The 18445-nt window shown below is 68.2% G+C and carries 13 protein-coding genes; 2 read left to right on the top strand and 11 right to left on the bottom strand.

Annotated features, from left to right (window positions below; all coding sequences use genetic code 11):
• Positions 1-390: 390 nt before the first annotated feature.
• The 11 genes from H4F99_RS10140 to H4F99_RS10090 all read right to left on the bottom strand — a co-directional run bounded on the left by H4F99_RS10140 (position 391) and on the right by H4F99_RS10090 (position 16918).
• A complete protein-coding gene (locus H4F99_RS10140) occupies positions 391-1287 on the bottom strand; it encodes an alpha/beta fold hydrolase (protein ID WP_182669618.1) in 897 nt (298 codons plus the stop codon).
• 28 nt (positions 1288-1315) lie between these two features.
• Positions 1316-2032 carry a phospholipase D-like domain-containing protein gene (locus tag H4F99_RS10135; RefSeq protein WP_182669617.1) on the bottom strand — a complete coding sequence of 239 codons (717 nt, stop codon included), beginning with the start codon at positions 2030-2032 and terminating at the stop codon, positions 1316-1318.
• A gap of 10 nt (positions 2033-2042) precedes the next feature.
• A complete protein-coding gene (locus tag H4F99_RS10130) occupies positions 2043-7349 on the bottom strand; it encodes a DNA repair ATPase (RefSeq protein ID WP_182669616.1) in 5307 nt (1768 codons plus the stop codon).
• Between the two features lie 106 nt (positions 7350-7455).
• Entirely contained in the window at positions 7456-9438 is a 1983-nt protein-coding gene (locus H4F99_RS10125; protein WP_182669615.1) for a flotillin family protein, read from the bottom strand.
• 53 nt (positions 9439-9491) lie between these two features.
• Complete coding sequence (locus tag H4F99_RS10120; protein WP_182669614.1) at positions 9492-10145, bottom strand: hypothetical protein; 654 nt, start codon at positions 10143-10145, stop codon at positions 9492-9494.
• Positions 10146-10281: 136 nt separating this feature from the next.
• Entirely contained in the window at positions 10282-10974 is a 693-nt protein-coding gene (locus tag H4F99_RS10115; protein WP_182669613.1) for a PspA/IM30 family protein, read from the bottom strand.
• A gap of 30 nt (positions 10975-11004) precedes the next feature.
• Positions 11005-11616, bottom strand: coding sequence for a biofilm formation regulator BacA (bacA, locus tag H4F99_RS10110; RefSeq protein ID WP_182669612.1), 612 nt, complete (start codon positions 11614-11616; stop codon positions 11005-11007).
• A gap of 368 nt (positions 11617-11984) precedes the next feature.
• Positions 11985-12122, bottom strand: a complete 138-nt coding sequence (locus tag H4F99_RS10105) for a hypothetical protein (RefSeq protein WP_182669611.1) — start codon at positions 12120-12122, stop codon at positions 11985-11987.
• Positions 12123-12356: 234 nt separating this feature from the next.
• Positions 12357-13373, bottom strand: a complete 1017-nt coding sequence (locus tag H4F99_RS10100; protein WP_182669610.1) for a 3-oxoacyl-ACP synthase III — start codon at positions 13371-13373, stop codon at positions 12357-12359.
• Between the two features lie 80 nt (positions 13374-13453).
• On the bottom strand, positions 13454-13837 hold the full coding sequence (locus tag H4F99_RS10095; protein WP_182669609.1) for a DUF4156 domain-containing protein: 384 nt from the start codon (positions 13835-13837) through the stop codon (positions 13454-13456).
• Between the two features lie 183 nt (positions 13838-14020).
• Positions 14021-16918, bottom strand: coding sequence for a M16 family metallopeptidase (locus H4F99_RS10090; RefSeq protein ID WP_182669608.1), 2898 nt, complete (start codon positions 16916-16918; stop codon positions 14021-14023).
• 203 nt (positions 16919-17121) lie between these two features.
• Here H4F99_RS10090 and H4F99_RS10085 point away from each other — a divergent pair, with 203 nt between their 5' ends.
• Both H4F99_RS10085 and H4F99_RS10080 read left to right on the top strand, forming a co-directional pair.
• Entirely contained in the window at positions 17122-17823 is a 702-nt protein-coding gene (locus tag H4F99_RS10085) for an SDR family oxidoreductase (protein WP_182669607.1), read from the top strand.
• Positions 17824-17923: 100 nt separating this feature from the next.
• Positions 17924-18388 carry a tRNA (cytidine(34)-2'-O)-methyltransferase gene (locus tag H4F99_RS10080; protein WP_182669606.1) on the top strand — a complete coding sequence of 155 codons (465 nt, stop codon included), beginning with the start codon at positions 17924-17926 and terminating at the stop codon, positions 18386-18388.
• Positions 18389-18445: the final 57 nt, after the last annotated feature.

The following is an 18445-nucleotide window of genomic DNA, read 5'->3' as shown; positions in this document are numbered from 1 at the left end:
GAGTGACGCGGGCAGGCATGGCAGTCCGGAACACGCCGTAAACCCATCCCTGGGGGCTCGGACGCGGCATCCATGCCGCGTACGGTTCCGGACTGCCATGCCCACCCACGTCCATCCAGTGGGCTTGGACAGCCAAGAGAAAAGCAGCTCGGTCTTGGTGACCCATCAGCCCGCGCACGTGCCCATACGACGGTCCGCTTTCTTGCCGCAACAACCGGCCTGGTGCCGGGACGTGGGTGGCCGTGCCAGCGGGGGACCGTACGCGGCATGGATGCCGCGTCCGAGCCTACAAGGACGTATTCACGGCGTGTCCCACGCTGGCACGGCCACCTGCGTCATCGCAGCGACTGCCCACCCGGCAACGTCCTTCGCGACAAGACATGCTCTGCTTTACAGAGGATGCCGATCGAGGAACGCCCGGATCGCAGGCACCAGCACCTCGGCCTTGTCCTGCAGCACGTAATGGTTTGCGTCCTCGAACGCATGCACCTCCGCGCCCGGCAGCGCGGCCTTGAAGCCCTCGAGGAAGTGCCGGTCGAACACGAAATCGCGCAGCCCCCAGCCGATGAACACCGGCCGGTCGGCGTACTCGTGCAGCACCCGGCCCGACTCCGCCACCAGCGACCACGCGCGGTCGCCTTCCGCCAGTGGGATGTCCTGCATGAAACGCAGCGTGCTGATCGCGTTGGTCCAGCCGTTGTACGGCGCCTCGAAGGCATGGCGCACGCCGGCCGGCATCTTCGTTTCGACGCCGAACCGGGTCGCACCCCGCGCGAACAGGTTGAACGCGCGGATCAGGAAGCCGCCGATGCGAGAATCGCGGCCCATCGACAGCTGCCACGGCATCGGCTTCGCCGCAGGCAGCGGGAACGCCGCGGTGTTCAGCACCACCAGCCGGCGCACCCGTTCCCGCCGTGCCAGCGCCCAGCCGAAGCCGACCATGCCACCCCAGTCGTGCACCGCCAGCGTCACCGGGCCGGTGACGCCCAGGTGCTGGAGCAGCGTTTCGAGATCGTCGACACGCGACTGCAGCGTGTATGCGTAGGCGGCATCGTCCGGACGATCGGACAATCCCATGCCGACGTGGTCCGGCACGATGCAGCGGTAGCGGTCCGACAGACCCGACACCAGTTTGCGCCAGTAGTAACTCCACGATGGATTGCCGTGCAGCATGACGACCACTTCGCCGTCGCGAGGGCCCTCGTCGAGGTAACTCATGCCGATGCCCGGCCGCACCTCCAGGCGTTTCGGGGTGAAGGGGTACTCGGGATAGGACGCGACGGGCATCGGCAGCTCGGGGACGGCGGGGGCGCCATTATCCCGTGCCGGCGGCCCCCCGCACAGGCCGGTGCCCATAGCGGGCCCAAAGGGCTTCGAATTCGCCCGCGTAACAGCGGACCAGGTGCGTATTGTCGGTGACCGCCAGGTTCTCCTGGTTGTACACGCTGGCACTCCGCGTCCAGTTGAAACTGCCGTTCGCCAGCAGCCGGCCGTCGAACAGCGCGAATTTGTGGTGCATGTGGTGGCGGCTGTCGTCCAGTCGCACCGCGACCCCGCGATCCCGCAACCAGGCAATGTCGTTGCCGGTATCCAGCACCTTCTCGTCGTCACTGATGACCCGCACCCGGACGCCACGCCGATGGGCATCGAGGATGGCTTCGCGCAGGCGATCGTCCGAGATGGTGAACACGCAGATGTCGATCGACGCGCGTGCGTCGCGGCAGAGTTCCCGGAGTTTGCGCAGGCAGGCGTCGCCCGGCGTGAAACAGGCCGTGGAGGCCACCGTGGAGACGGCGGTGGCGCCGTCCAGCGTCCGCACCACCTGCTCCAGCCACTTCAGCAGCGCCCGCGCGTCGCCCGGGTTCGCCTCAAGGCCCTCGCGGACCATCGCGAAGGCGCGGTTGCGCAGGAAGCGCACCTGCTCGCGATCGATGCGTTCACCCAGCTGCCGGAGTTCATGGCGCTCCTCGTTGTCCAGCCGCTGGTCGGCGATGCTGTCCCGGAGCTGCCGGTCGAGTGCGTCGAAGTCCATTTCGCCGATCCTAGCGGGATGTCCGGCCGTGCAGGCGATCGGCGAACTCCTTCAACGCCTGTTCCAACTGCATCTGCCGCTCGGTTTCGCTGAGGACGACGGCATCCGGACTGCGATCGGCGAGCCGCACCAGCTCGGCCAGCAGCCGTGATTGCTGTTCCGCCCGTGCCTGCAGGCTGTCCACCAGCGGGGCGAAGGCCGCGACCACCGCCGCGGCGAGACCCGGCGCCTCCGACGCGTGCGATGCTTCGGTCGGCGGCGCGGCCGCGACCGCGTTCTCCCCCTGTGGCTTCGCGATGCGCTCCAGCACCTCCAGCAACGCAGGCCACGGCGCGTCGGCTACCGCGCTCCGCCGTGTGTCCGCATCGGCGCTCCAGGCGCGCACGCCCTCGGTCAGGTCGGCCAGCTGCGCGACCACGCGCTGGCCGACGTCGGCGTCCTCGCCGCCCATGGCCTTGTTCCGCATGAAGTCGCGCTTGATCTGCGCCCAGCGCTGCTGCTGGTCGGCATCCTGCGTCCCCCGAAGTTCGGCCAGCTTCAGCAGGTTCTCTTCCGCCCCCGTGGTCAGCAGTTGCGCCTCGCCCAGGTAGTGGTCGTCGATCAACTGCTTGAGCTCCGCATCGTTCATGACCGGTGACAGCTTCTCCGCCAGCTTGTTCATGTTGCGGTAGCTGCCCTGCAGCTTGAACGGCGGTTCGGTGCGGTAACGGTCCGCCTGCGCGGCACTGGCGATGTACTGCTGGTTCACGCGGTAGACGGTGTCACGCACCTTGAGCAGGCGCTCGAGTACCGCCGTGATCTCGTTGACCTCCGCGCCGCTGTAGGCATGGCTGAGGGCATTGGCCGAGAACGCGAGGCCACGCGCCTTGTCCACGAAACGGTAGAGGTCGGCGAGATCCCGCGTGGCGAGCGGCGCCAACACGGGATTGGAGGTCAGGCAATTCTCGATGTAACTGAGGGTGAAGGCATCCTCCATGCCGCCCAGCACGTCGCCCAGGTTGTAGATGTCGGCCCGGTTGGCCAGCATGTCGGGGATCCGGAAGACCTCGCCCGACTCGGTGTACGGGTTGCCTGCCATCACCACGCAGAACTTCTTTCCGCGCATGTCGTAGGTGCGGGTATCGCCCTTCCACACGCCCTCGATGCGACGCGTCCCGTCGCACAGCGATATGAATTTCTGCAGGAACTCCGGATTCGTGTGCTGGATGTCGTCCACGTACAGCATCACGTTGTTGCCCATCTCCAGGGCCAGGTTGAGCTTCTCCAGTTCCTGGCGGGAGGTCGCGTCGGGCGCCTGCGCCGGGTCCAGCGAACGCACGTGGTGCCCGAGCGCCGGCCCGTTGACCTTCATGAAATTCAGGCCCAGCCGGTGCGCCACGTACTCCATCAGCGTGGTCTTGCCGTAGCCGGGGGGCGAAATCATCATCAGCAGCCCCATCAGGTCGCTGCGCTTGGATTCGCCCACGGTGCCCATCTGCTTCGCGAGGTTGTCGCCGATCACCGGCAGATAGACCTCGTTGATGAGCCGGTTGCGTACGAACGAGCTCAGCGGCCGCGGCTTGAACGCCTCCAGCTTCATCGCCTTGCGCTCGCGTTCGACCACGGCCTGGCGCTGCGCCTGGTAGCGCTGGAACCCGGGCACGAACCGGTCGCGGTGCTGCCGCAGGCGCGTGGCGAAGTCGTCCACGGCCAGCGACATGCCACCGTCCTCGATGCGCGGATGCTCCCCCAGCAGGCCATCCACGCGGACCGACAACGCGGTTTCCGACACCTTCAACCCGAGCGGCTCCCCGAGCAGCAACAGGCCCACCGCTTCGTCCACGTGGCGTGCCGATGGGGCATGCCCGGGTTCCGCGGCGAGCGCCTGGAGCCAGCTGCGCGCCAGCGCCCACTGCGCGCCGGGACGCGCCTGCAGGACTGCAAGCGCCTGCTCGAGGCCCTCCCAGGCATGGCTGGCGGTCAATCGCGAACGCAGCGCTTCGAGGAGGTCGCGGGCCGGGCCGCTCGCCCACAGGCGCGGATGCGGGGCCGACAATTCGGCGGCAAGATACGCCGCCGCAGAAGCCGCAAGGGCGGGCGCGAAGGGCCAGTCCAGCGCTTCGATCCGGCCGGCAATGGTCTCGGCGATCTCCGCCTCCAGCGCGGCGATGCCCTCGCGGCGTCCCAGCAGCCGCGCGATATCGGCGACCGTTCGGGCACGCCCGGGCCAACGTTCGCCCGGCTCCGTACCCCGCAGCGCGTGCCAGGACAGCCAGGCCAGCGCGCGGGCATCCGGCGCGTGGATCAGGCCGCCTGCGCTCTGTTGCAGCGGGATCAGCGCTTGCAGGATCAACGCGGCATCGTGGTCGTGGATGCCTTTCTCGTACCCTTCCCGATACCGGGGTGCAGCGAACTGCCGGACCCGCGCCGCCATGGCATCGGGTTGCGCGAGCGCCTGCGTGAGCAGCGCCATGTCCAGCCCGTCGCGGCCTTCGCGGGCGGCGTCCAGCACCAGGCCCGCAAGATACTCGCCGCGGTAGAGCGCCGGCGATTCGGAGTCCAGCGAGACCTGCCAGTAGTCGCGCGATGCCTCCAGCACGTCGTCATGCAGCGGTTCGAAGAAGTCGGTCCCGGTCAGGTGCAGGGCCAGTCCGTCGCCACGGGGCAGCACGGTGATGTCGAGGGGCTGGGTATTCACGCTGAAGCGATGGCGCGGCCCCAGCCTGATGACATCGCCGCCGGCTTCGAACAGCTCGCTGCGGTCGCGTTGGCCCCTGACCGCCTGGTCGCGCGTGGCCTTCAGACGCGCTTCGATGTCGTCGGCCCGCACGTTGTCGCGCAGATCGCGCAGGCGTTCGACCAGTTCCCGCAGCTTGAGGATCAGCGGGTCCCCGGCGAAGAAGGCGTTGAGCTCATCCGCGCCCTGCAGGCGTTCCGTGCGGCGCCCCAGTCCGTCGAGGATCCGGGTGGCCGCGTCGGCGACCGCCTGCGCCTTGCGCTGGCGCACGTCCACGAGCGTCTGCTTGTGCGCCTCGAACGTCTCCAGGAGTTCCTCGCGCTTGGCGAGGATGTCGTCGAGGAACTGTTCGTGCTCGCCGAACTGGCTCTCCAGCTCCTCCAGCTGCACCATCAGCCGCGACAACTGCTCGTCGCAGGCCTCGGGATCCTGCGCCAGCGCCAATGCGCTGGCAATGCTCTGCGAGAACAGGCTGAACTGCGCGCCGAACTGCGCCACCGATTCGGCCGAACCCAGTTGCTTCCGTCGCTGCGATGCCCGCGCCTTGGCCTGGTTGAGGCGCGCATACAACGCCGATATCGACTCGACGATGCGGGTGCGCTGGGTGGCATCCTCGACCTTCAGGCGCGCCATCAGTTCCGACAGCATGTCCAGGTCGGCCGACATGGACTGCATGGCCTGCAGCGGGGCATCGATCCCGTTGACGCTGCCCACGGCCTGCGCTTCCGCATCCAGCGTTTCCAGGCGCGCTTCGAACGGCTGCAGGGACCGTTCACTGGCGAGGTAGCGCCCGGTGGCGCTGCCGATGCCTGCCTGCGCCTCCTGCACCCGCGCTTCGAGTTCATCGATGCGCACCGTGTCGACATAGCGCTGCTCGCGCAGCGTCAGCAGGCGGCCCCGGTGGCGGGAGAGTGCGTTCAGCGCTTCCACGAACGGCTGCACCTCGTCCCAGTCGTCCGGCCGCAGTCCGCCCAGCAGCGCCTTCTGCGCCGCTTCGGCCGAGGCCATCGCCTCCGCGGACTGCCGGCGTATGCCCTCGACCTTCTCGTACTCGTCCAGCACCGACTCGCTCGTCGCGACGATCTCGTGCAACAGCGAAGCGATCCCGCCCGACTGGGCCTCCGCGATCCAGTGGTGCAGGTCGAACAGGCGGCGGGCGTCGTGCGCGAGCTGCTCGTAGCGGTGTGCCGATACCTCGCCTCCGCCGATCGCACGCGCCAGCCCGTACAGGTCCGAAATGCCGCGTACCAGCTCGGCATTGCCGATACGCCCCAACGCACTGTTGTCGGCCGGTTGCCGCGCCGCGAACTCGTCGCTGGTGAAGGGGGTCTGCCAGACCTGCATCGGGTGCACGCGGGTCGGTTCGTCGCTCTCGGAGGAGAACAGCACCATCCGGCCATCGGACAGCCGCGCCATGCCGTGGCCGAACATCGGCGTCTGCAAGCGACGCTCGATCATGTTGTAGGTGAACAGCGCGGTGCGGCCCGCTGCCGGCTCATAGAAGACGTAAAGCACGTCCTCGCCATTGGGGGAGCGCAGCGAACGGCTGAAGCGCATGCCCTGCATGGACTGTTCGAACGCCTTGTACTCGCCGTTCTGCAGGTAGTAGCCGCCGGGGAACACGATGCCGTGGTCCTCGGGCAACTGGATGCAGGCCTGGCCGATCTCGTCGATGCGGCGCACCTGGCGGGTGTGGATGTTGTAGACGAGGTAGCGCCAATCGCGCTCCCGGTACGGGAGGATCTTCAGCAGCAGCAAACTGCCGAGCCGGGCGAATGCCACCCGGGCATCGTCGAGCGACTGGGTCGCGTCCTCCACCGGCTCGGTGTAGATACCGGCACCGTCCTCGGTGTTGTCCTCGATCTTGATCGTGAGGTCGCCGCCGAGGGTCTCGACGAACACCGTGTCGAGGATGTTGAGGTGCGGATGGCGGCCGTTGACGGCCATCTCCCGGGTGGCTTCGGTCCATTCGAAGTCATAGGGCGCGGGCAGGGCGATGTCGCGCTCGCCGCGATTGTCGATGTACCGGACCTCCCGGCCCTCGTCCGAAAGCGTCCAGCGGAACACGCGCAGGTCGTCGAGGCGCTCGCCGATCTGGAACGCGGCCAGCAGTTTGCCGTCCCGCACCGCCAGCTGCACCAGCCGGGTGTCCTTGTAATAGGCGTACAGCTCGCGGAAATCCTGCACGAAGGCGTCGTTGCCGAGGAAGCTGTCCGCGATCGCCACCGGGGTGACGTCGTGGCCTTCGGCGGTCTCGACCAGCTGATACAGCGAGAACACGTCCTCGACCCGGGTTTCCTTCTTCAGCCCGAGGAACACGTTGTAGCCGAACAGCAGCCGGTCGCCGACCTGGACCAGGTCGCGTGCGACGCAGTTGTGCCCGGTGCGGACCCTCAACCGCCCCAGCAGCTCCATGCGACTGCTGCCGAAGGTCTCCAGGCGGCGGGCATTGAGCGTCGCCGCATGCGCGTCCAACTGCCGGCCCTGCTCCACCAGGCGGCGCTGCAACACCTCGTAGGCACCGCCTTCCGCGACTGCCTTGTCGACCGCGGAGCCCGGCCGTTCCGGCGCGCCTTCCGTCTGTACGTCCCGTTCCGCCATCGCCTGCCTTCCCCACCCCTTGCCGGGGCCACGTCATGTCGTGGCACGGCGCATGGCCGTGCCGCCCTCCCGTCCGGCCGGCGCGCCGCCCCGGCCGGACGCCGGATCAGGGATCCAGCGCGGACCCGTCCTTGCGGTCGCCGGTCTTGATCGATGCCAGCTTCTCGAGCAGTTCCTGCACGATCGGGCTCTTGCCGGCCACGCCCTCGATGGCCTTGCCGACCGACAGCGCCTTCGCGAAGGAATTGAAGAACTCGCCTTCGCCCCCGACGATGTCGATGTTGGCCTTGCCCAGCGCGGTCGCCAGCACCTCGGCCTGCTCACGGGCAATGTCCTTGTTGGCCTCGATCCCCGCAATCGCCTGCTCAAAGCTCTTCTCAAGCTGCATGCGGAACTCTTCGTGGGAACGGGCGTTCTCGGACAGCGCTTCCAGCGATGCGAACTTGTCCTCCAGTCCCTCGGCCTCGGACTTCAACTTCGTCAGCAGCACCTCGGCCTCGGACAGGCCGACGTCGCGCGTGGCCTTGGCCTTGGCCTCGCCCAGCGACTGCTCGCCGCGCGCCTGCGCCGACAGCTTCTCCTCCAGCACCTTGGCCTCGGTGAGCCCCTTCTCCTTGTCGCCCCGCGCCTCGGCGGTCAGCTTCTCGGCGATGACCTTCGCTTCGGCCAGGCCCTCCTTCTCCAGCGCCGCCGCTGTCACTTCGCGCACGCGTGCGTCGGCCAGGCCCGGCGCGGCGCGCTCCGCCTCGACACCTTCCGCCAGCTTCTTCTTGGCTTCGGACTGCTTGGCCGCCGCCTCCAGGTCCGCCTGCGCCAGCACCGTCACTTCGACCGCCTTGTGGCGTGCCGCCGTTTCGTCGGCCTCGGCCTGCTTCACCTGCCGCACCAGTTCCTGCTCGGCACGGGCCTGCGCATCGAGGATGGTGACCTGCTTCTGGCGGTCCGCCTCGGACACCTCGCGCACCTCCTTGATGCGCTCCTCTTCCTGCGCGACGGTCTTCTCGACCGCGACGCGCTCGCGGATGACGTTGGCGATCTCCTTGCGCTGTTCCTCCAGCGCCTTTTCCTTCTCGATCTTCTGCAGCTCCACCTCGCGCTCGCGCGAAACGACCTCCAGGTCCTTCGCGCGGGTGACCTTCTCGACTTCGATGACCACCGCCCGCTGGCGGTTCTGCTGGGCAACCTCGACTTCACGCAGGCGGTTCTCCTCGCGGATGTCGAGTTGTTCCTGCACGCCGATGCGCGCCTGCTCGGCCTTGAGGCGCTCTTCCTCCTGCACTTTCAGCGTCTCCGCTTCCTCGCGCGCACGGATCGTCTCGATCTCGCGCTTCTGGCGCGCCTCGGCGTCGGCCTGCTGGCGTTCCAGCGCGAGCATGGCCTCGCGGGTCTCGACGTTCTTCTTCTTGATCGCCAGCTCTTCGTTGCGCGAGAGCTCATTGGTGATGACGTTCTGCGCCGCGGTCAGCTCGGTGATCTTCCGGATGCCCTCGGCGTCGAGGATGTTGCTGGGATCGAGCGAGGCCTTGGGCGTCTGCTCGAGGTAGTCGATCGCCACGTCTTCGAGGACATAGCCGTTCAGGTCGTTGCCGATGACCTCGATGATGCGGTCCCGGAACTCCTGCCGGTTCTCGAACAGCTTCACGAAATCGATCTGCTTGCCGACGGTCTTCAGCGCCTCGGAGAACTTGGCGTTGAACAGCTCGTTGACCGCGACGCGGTCGGAGGCGCGATCGACGCCGATCGCCTTCGCCACCTTGAGGACGTCCTGCTGGGTCTCGTTGACGCGCAGGTAGAAGGCGACCGTGATGTCGGCGCGCATGTTGTCCTGGCAGATGAGTCCATCCTTGCCACGCCGGTCGACTTCCAGCGTGATCAGGGAGATCTTCATGAACTCCTGCTTGTAGATCACCGGCAGCACCATGGCACCGGTGAAGTGGACCTTCGGCGTGGCCGACAGGTCGTTCACGATCAACGCGGTGCCCTGCGGCACCTTCACGTAGAAGGCCTTCACCAGGCCGAAAAGCCCGAAGATCGCCACGATCACCACGCCGACGACCACCAGGAACGGCATCAACTGTTCAAGCACCATTGCCCCATCTCCCTAAGTACGGGTTGTCCATCCGATGGATCGCGACACCGTGGTCACGACCCCCTGAATTCATCCTCGCCGACGACACGGTAGGCGTTCACGTCCTCGAGGTATTCCAGCAGTACCACGCGGTCGCCGCGCCTGAATCCGCTGGCGGCGTCGCTGCGCACCTGCAGCACCAGCCCGGCGCCACCGTCCTCGACCGCGGCGATGCCCTGTCCGGCATCGACCACCGGGCTGCGGACGGTGCCCGCCATGCCCAGCAGCGAGCGCGGCGGTTCGGGGCGCAGCCTGTCGTAGAGCGCCCGGACGGGACGCAGCAACACCCCGGTGACCGGCACGGCCGCCACCAGCGTCGCCAGCACCACGCCGCTGCCCAGCAGCAGGCGGAACAGCCCGCCGGGCAGGTGGCGAAGCAGCAGGTAGTCGGCGAAGTAGCTGAGCAGCCAGCCCACCAGCACCAGGACGGTGACCACGATCATCAGGGGCAGGCCGGCGAGGCCGAAGCGCGCCATGATGCCGGCGAAACCGCCGCTGTCGACCGCTTCCGCCGCATCGAGGTCAAGGTCGGCCTCGAACCAGCCGTCCACCGCGTCCAGGTCGATCATGCCGAGCATCGCGACCAGCCAGTACACGACCACCACGGCCAGCAACACGCTGTAGACCACGGTCGGGTAGGACAGAACGATCTGCAGGAATACGTCCATCGGCGATCTCCCCTGATGCCGGCGTGCGGGCCCCGGAGCCGGCGGTACCGGTCGGGTCGCCGGGCATCCATGCCCGGCTTGAGGGCGGCCTCCGTGCCGCTGCGTACGTGTGCGTGCAGGCAGTGCCCGTGGGGGCTCAGCCGGCCTGTTGCTGTTTCAGCCGCTCCAGCACCGACTCCGCGCTGGCATCGTCCGCGATGATGCCGGCATCCCTGAGCTTGGCGTCCACGGCATCCTGGCCTTCGTCCCGGGCCAGTTCCGCGGCCGCGTCCATCCGGGCGCCCCGCTCCGCCTGGCGCTGCTTGATGCGCTCCAGCGAATCCACGGCGGTCTGCATCCGGCTCTGCGAGCCGCTGTACCGGTGCGCGACCGTCGCCTGCGCCCGTTGGACGCTCTCGGTGGCCTTGACCGTGTCCACCTGCTGCTTCAGGCGACGGATATTGGTTTCGGCCTGGCCGATCGCCCTGCGAAGCTCCGCGATGCTGGCCGCGAACTGCTCGACCTGCGCCTGCTCGCCATTGCGCGCCCCCTCGAGCACCGCGATCTTGCCGGCCACTTCGCGCGCGAGCGCTTCGTCGTCCGAGGCCAGGGCCTTCAGTGCGTACGCCTCGTATTCGGCCACCTTTTCGCTGGACTGGGCCAGCCGGGCCTCGGCCAGCTTGTGCTTGGCCATGATCCCGGCAAGCGCTTCCTTGGAACGGCGCAACTCCGCGTCGGAATCACGGATTTCCTGGTCGAGGATGCGCAGCGCCTGTCCGTCGACGATCGACTCACCCACCTCGTTCGCACCGCCGCGCAGTGCGGTCAACAGCTTGCTCCAGATGTTCATGGTGTCTCTCCGTAAAGTCGGACGCTGCGGTCACGCCGCGCGCAGGCGGGGTTCGAAAGCCTCGGTGACCTTGATGACGTTGTCGGCCAGGGTGTCAATTTCGAACACCACGTTGGACAGGCTGGAATTGGCATCCAGTGCGCCGAACATGATGTAGACGGGATCGCCGTCGATCACTTCGATGCCGATGGTCGACAGCGGGAACAGCTTGTGGGTACGCAGCACTTCCTCGTTGAAGGCGGCGGGATCCTCCACCTGGGACAGCGGCCAGAGCAGCGCTTCCACCACGATCTGCTCGCCCACGACCGCCAGGAACACCGGCAGGTCGCCATAGTCATGCATCACCAGATGCAGGCTGGGGGTGGCTCCGTCCAGCAGTTCCACCGATACCGCACCGCTGCGGAAGGCGTCCGTGGCCGACAACGCCTCGTGCAGCGCGGTGGCGGTCCAGACCTTGGGCTCGTTCATACCACTCTCCTTCTGGGTAGGCACCGAGCCTCGCGGCTGGCGCATGCGTCGCTCCACTGCCGCGAGTTCGTCAGCGAACTCCGGCAGGATCCAAAGCTCCTTCTTCACCAGCCCCATCTCGCGCAATCGCTCGCGATGCCGGCGCTGGTAGTAGGCGGAGGTCTTGCGTTCCATGGGTCGACTCTACACATCACATGTGACATCTGTCAACACATTACATGTGGTGTGATATCCGCATTACATGTGAGCGCCGGAGCGACCTCAGACCGGCTGGTCCCACCCAAGGGCCGGATGACGCCGGCAGCCTCGCTCGGCCGTCTATCCTTTGCGGGAGCGGTAACGCCCGTGATCGCGGCGGCGCGCCCCGTGGACGGCGCATGGGCCCACCTTTCGCGCGCGGCGCAAGGTGGGCGGCGAGACGGACACGGACCGTGAAGCGTCATCGTTGCCCGGATGCAGGCGTCGCGCGGGCACGCTCGCGTGGCCGCGGCGGGGGATGCTGGATGCTGCACCTTCGCTCCCCGAGCCCGGCGGCAGGCCGCTCAGGGCGTCGGCACCACGGCCATTCCAGTGGCGAGCATCAACAGCGCGAACACCACGAAGCCCCAGGGACGGCGGGGCGCCTCCTCGACGGTGTCCGGGCGCTCGGCCTCGGCGCTGTGCGCGGGATTGTCCTGCATGACGGTGTACTCCTGGGTGGGCGTGTCCGGGCGGGCATGGGGCTGCCGCTATCGGGGCCGAACCACGGGTCGTCGAACGGCGGTCCTGCAGCGGGACATGCCCAGCAACGCGGATTCGCGCCTGGACAGGCCATCCCCCGGATATACAGCGCGACGAAGACAGAAACGAGAACGCCCCGGCGCATTCGCATCGGGGCGTTCAGCAGGACGCGGCGGTGACGCCGCTTGCAGCGCTTACCAGACCACTTCGGCCATCGAGCAGTTCAGGCCGGACCCGATGCCCAGCAGGGCGACGCGGTCGCCCTTTTTCAGCCGGCCCATCTCACGCAGCTTGCTGAGGACGATCGGCACCGAGGCCGGACCGATGTTGCCGTGCTCGCCGAAGATCGTCAGCACCTTCTTCGGATCGATGCCGAACGCCTTGACGAAGGCCTTGGTGTGGACCTGGCTCACCTGGTGGATCACGAATTCGTCCAGCTCGTCCGCCACCCAGCCCAGCGCCCCGCGCGCGGCGGTCCAGGTCGCCTGCGCCAGCTTGAGGCCCTCGCTGAGCAGCAGGCGGGTATCGGTGACCATCCGGTCGAGGTTGCCCCGGCACAGGCCGTTCCACTGGGTGGCGGCACGGGTCACGCCACCGCGGTAGCGCGGAGCGCCCGGAGCGAGTTCGGCGCGGGCCAGGACCATCGCGGCGGCGCCGCAGCCCAGGGTGAGGGTGGCGAGTTCGTTGCGGAACTGCTCCTCGGTGGTGTCGGGCGACGACAGGCGTTCGAGCGTTTTCTCGTAGGCGAGGCCGGCGGTTTCACCGTCGACGACCAGCGCATAGTCGATCTCGCCGCGCTCGATCATCCGGCTGGCGATGTCCATGCCATTGATGAAGGCCAGGCAGGCGTTGGCGACGTCGAAGTTCTGGCAGTGCTCGGTCAGCTTGAGGTTGCCGGCGACGATGCTGGCCGTGGACGGCTCGAGGTAGTCGCGGCTGACCGAGGTGTTGACCAGCAGGCCGACGCGGTCCGGCTCGATGCCGGCATCGGCCAGCGCCTTCACGCCGGCCAGGGTGGCGGCATCGGAAGCCTGCATCTCACCGTCCCACAGGCGGCGGGCATTGATGCCGGCGATGTCCTTGAGCACGTCGATGCGGATGCCGAGACGATCGAGGGTCGGCTTCAGCCGCTCGTTGATCTCGTCCGAGCTGAGGCGACGCGGGGCGTCGATATGGGCCAGGCCCGCGATGGCGACGTGTTGGAACAGCATGACGGCATGTACCGGAATCGTGATAGCACGCCAGCATACCGCGTCGGGAGCCCCCGTGCATCCGCTACCGCATGGTCGGCTCAGCCGCTGATCGGGTGCGTGGTCGTGCCCGCCGAAGGGGCCGCGGTGGAGCCGTTGCAACGGAAGCCGGCGAACCGCTGGCTGCCGTCGTCGGGGTGGCCGAGCGGCTGGATCGTGTCCGCGCCCAGGCCCGGTGCCTCGTTGCGGGCCAGGGTCTCCAGTTCCTCGCGCACCCGGAGTTCGTTACGGTCGTAGAAGGCCACGTTGTCCTTCACCGACACGCTGATCTCGCCCAGCTTCTGGCATCCGGCCGGGGCAGTGCCCGCCGAGACCACGCGTACCGCGCTCGCGCCCGGCGCCATGTGGACCCAGGTGCAGCCCGCCATCAGGGACAGCGTGGCAACGGCCAGAAGAAGGGACGGTGTGCGGTGGATGCGGGGCATGGAAATCCTCGGAAGGCGTTCACGGCGACGATACCGTGCGTCCGGCCGCGGCAAAAGGCCATGCCGGACGACACGGAACGGACGGGCGGCGCCCTTGGACGCCACCCCTTGGGGCAGAGGGCCATTCATAGCGCCCCCTGCCCTCCCCGCCGCTGAACGGCGGGGCATTCCCGAAGCGAGGTGTTACGGAGCCGCTACCGGCTTGCCGTCGGCGTCGAGCACCGTCACCTCGCCAAGGTCCAACGCGCGGATCGGGGCTTCCATCTGGGCGAGGTCGCCGACCACCACCCAGACCAGCTGCGACGGGTCGATCGCCCTGGACGCCTGGGCGACCTGGGCCGGGGTCATCGCCTGGATCGCCTCGTTGCGCTGCACGACGTAGTCGTCCGGACGGTCGTAACGGACGATGCCACCGATCGTGCCCATCACCGCACCGGCCGTCTCATAGGCACCGGGCAGGCTGCGGCTTTCGTTGGCCTTGATCCGGTCGATCTCCGCCTGCGTCGGCGGAGCCTTCCCGCTGACGTAGTCCGACACCTCGCGCTGGATCTCCGCGAGCGACTCGGCCGCCTTGTCGATCTGGACCGGCGCGACCGCGAGCCACGGGCGCGGGCCCAGCGCGTCGACCAGCACCGTGCGCGCACCGTAGGACCAGTGCTTGTCCTCGCGCAGGTTCATGTTGAGGCGCGCGACGAAGGAGCCACCGATCACTTCATTGGCCATCGCCAGCAGGGTCTCGCCATCGCTGCCGGTCGGCGGCATCAGCTCGCCGGCGAAGATGTTGGCCTGCACCGAACCGGGCTGGTCGATCAGGTAGACCTTGGCGCTGGACGGGCGATCGACGTGCGGGACCTCGATGGCTGCCGGCGCCTGGCCCGCGCCGCGCCAGTCGCCGAAGTGGCGGTTCAAGGCGGGCACGACGGCGTCCAGCGTCGTGTCGCCGACCACCACCAGCGTCGCCCCCTCCGGACGCACCCAGGCCCGGTGGTAGGCGACCAGCTCATCGCGCTCGAGGGCGGCAATCGAGGCCTCGGTACCCGAACCGCTGAACGGCATCGCGTACGGGTGGCCGTCGCCGTAAAGCAGCGGCGGCAACACGCGCAGGGCGGCGGAGTTCGGACGCGCCTTCTCCTGCTTGATGCCGGCGATCCAGCTCGCCTTCACCCGGTCGATCTCCGCCTGCTCGAAGCGCGGTGCGCGCAGCATGTCGGCGAACAGGTCCAGCGACGGATCCAGGTTCTCCTTCAATGCCGACAGGTAGGCGCTGCCGCCATCCAGCGACGCCCCGGCACCGAGGTTGGCGCCCAGCGATTCGGCGCGGTCGCGGAACTCGAGCGCACCGTAGTCGCCCGCGCCCTCGTCGAGCATGCTCATCGCAAAGCTCGACGCGCCGAGGCGGTCCGAAGGATCGGCACTGTAGCCACCGTCGAACATGTAGCTGAACTGCACCACCGGGATGTCATGGCGCTGGGCCAGGACGACCCGGGTGCCGTTCTCGAGGGTCGCCCGCTGCAGCGAGGGGAACTCGAGGTCCGGGAACTCGGTCGGCATCGGCACGCCGCCACTGCGGTCCACAGACGACGGCGATACGGCGTACTTCGGGTCCACGGCCGGAAGCTCGAACGGTGCCGGCGTCACTGCCGGCTCCTCGGCCAGCGGCGTGCGCGCACCGGGTTCCACGACGAGGGTGTGGGAACCGGTACCGAGCCACGTCCGGCCCACCGCCTGCACGTCCGCCGCGGTCGTCGCCTGGACGTTCGCCAGCGACTCGCGGAAGCAGCCCGGGTCACCCTCGAACACCGCGCATTCGGCCAGTGCGTCGGCCTTGCCGCCGAAGCCGCCGATGCGCTCGATGCCGCGGATGAAACCGGCGCGGAACACCGTCTTCGCCTGCGCCAGCTCGCTTGCGCTGGGGCCCTCGGCCACGAGGCGCTCCAGCTCCTCGTCGACGATCGCCTCGACCTTCGCCACGTCCACGCCTTCCTTCACGTTGACCATGACCATGAAGTTCGAGCCCAGCTGCGACCCGTAAGCCCCGGTGCTGACGCTGTCGGCGAGCTTGTCGCCATGCACGAGGCGCTTGTCCAGGCGCGAGGACGCACTGCCGCCCAGCACCTGCGACAGCACCTGCAACTGGTCGAGGTCACGCGTGCCGGTCTGCGCGACGTTCCAGACACGGTAGATGCGCGCCTGCGGCACCTGGTCCTGCATCACCTCGCGCGTGTCGGCCGGGCGCTGGGCCACGTCGACCGCGGGCTGGGCCATGGTCGGGCCGGCCGGGATGTCGCCGAAGTAGCGCGCGACTTTCGCCTTCGCGGTCTCGACGTCGATGTCGCCGGCCAGCACCAGCACCGCGTTGTTCGGCCCGTACCAGGTGCGGAACCAGGTCTTCACGTCGTCAAGCGACGCGGCGTTGAGGTCGGCCATCGAACCGATGGTGCTGTGGTGGTACGGATGTCCCTTCGGGTACATCGCCCGCCCGAGCTTCTCCCAGACCTGGCCGTACGGCTGGTTCTCGCCCTGGCGCTTTTCGTTCTGGACCACGCCGCGCTGTTCGTCCAGCACCTTCTGGTCGATCGCCCCGAGCAGGTGGCCCATGCGGTCCGATTCCATCCACAGCGCCATGTCCAGTGCGGTGGACGGGACGTTCTGGAAGTAATTGGTGCGGTCGGAGTTGGTGGTGCCGTTCATGTCGGTCGCACCGACCAGTTCGAAGGGTTCGAAGTATTCGCCGCGGTGGTTCTCCGAGCCGTTGAACATCAGGTGCTCGAACAGGTGCGCGAATCCGCTTCGACCAGCCGGCTCGTCCTTGCTGCCCACGTGGTACCAGATGTTCACCGCGACGATCGGCGCCTTGCGATCCGTGTGGACGATGACCCGCAGCCCGTTGGGCAGGGTGAACGACTCGTACGGGATATCGACCTGCGGACCCGTCTGCGCGCGTGCGATCTCCGGCGCGGCGAAGCTGAACCCCCCCAGCGAGGTGGCCAGCGCGGCCGCGAGGACGCCGCGACCCAACAGGCGTCGACCGGCATTGGAACGGGACACGGCGCGGCCCTGCGGCCGTTGGTGCTTGGACATCGGTACTTCCCCTTTTCGATGGTGAGCCCGCGCCGACCGTGGCGCGGGATGCATGTGCGTCCACGATCCTAGCCTGAACGGCGGGGGGGCCACAGGGTCACAAGTCAGGGCCGCGGCTCGCATGCATGCCCTTGCTGACCCGGCGCACACGCCCCCGCCAGTACGCTGCAGGCACGCCTGCGGCCACCACCCGGAGCCCTCCCATGCCCGCGCAACGCCGATGCCTCGTGACCGGTGCCAACCGCGGCCTCGGCCTGGGTTTCGTCCGGCACCTGCTTGCCCGGGGCGACGCGGTGATCGCGACCTGCCGCCATCCCGGGCGGGCCACGGCGCTCAACGCGCTCACCGACGAGCATCCGGGCCGCCTGCACGTGGTGCCGCTCGATGTCGGCGATCCGCGTTCGATCGACGCCCTGGTCCACGAGCTGCCGCTGGTCACCGACGGGCTCGACCTGCTGGTCAACAACGCCGGGATCCTGCACGCGGGGGAGCGTTTCGGGACGGTCCCGGCGGGGCATTTCGACGACAGCCTGCGGACCAACGCCACCGGCCCGTTCCTGGTGACGCAGGCGCTGGCACCGCACCTCGCACCGGGCGCCCGTGTCGCCAACATCTCGTCGTCGCTGGGCTCGACGGGGGAGCTGGACGCCTTCCGCACGCCCACCTATGCGGTTTCCAAGGCGGCGCAGAACATGGTGACCGCGCTGCTGGCCAAGGCGCTCGCGGCGAGGGAGGTGGTGGTGCTGGCGCTCAATCCGGGCTGGGTGCGCACCGACATGGGCGGCGGCAGCGCCGAGCACTCGATCGACGAGGCCATCGAAGCCTTGATGCACGTCATCGACACCGCCACCCCCGCCGACAACGGCCGCTTCCTCGACTGGCGCGGTAACGCCGTACCCTGGTGACGGTCGATTTCGAGCCCACGCAGGGTCGCGTTGGCGTTATCCGGACCCTGTCCGGATCAACGGCAACAGTTATTCTGGCGCGCAGTCGCCGGAATAACCCATGTTCGACGTCATCCTTTACCAGCCCGAGATCCCGCCCAACACCGGCAACGTGATCCGGCTATGCGCCAACACCGGCGCCCGCCTGCACCTGGTCGCCCCGCTGGGTTTCTCGCTCGAGGACAAGCAGCTCAGGCGTGCCGGGCTCGATTACCACGAATACGCGAGCGTCCAGGTCCACGACGGCCTGGATGCGGCGCTCTCGGCGATCGGGCCTGCACGCGTGTTCGCCCTCAGCACGCGCGGCCGCACCCGCTTTGACACCCCCCGTTACGGGCCAGGGGACGCCTTCCTGTTCGGCCCCGAAACCCGCGGCCTGCCCGACGAGGTGCTTGGACGCCTGCCAGAGGACCAGCGCCTGCGCCTGCCGATGCGCCCTGGCAACCGGAGCCTGAACCTGTCCAACAGCGTGGCCGTGGTCGTGTTCGAGGCCTGGCGCCAACGGGCGTACGACGGCGGGGCCTGATCCCACGACTTCACATGGGCATGAACAGGGGAAACCAACCCTGAACCGTCCGGTTCA

This window comes from Marilutibacter penaei, assembly GCF_014145395.1.
Lineage (GTDB): Bacteria > Pseudomonadota > Gammaproteobacteria > Xanthomonadales > Xanthomonadaceae > Marilutibacter > Marilutibacter penaei.
This window is presented reverse-complemented; position numbering and strand designations above follow the sequence as displayed.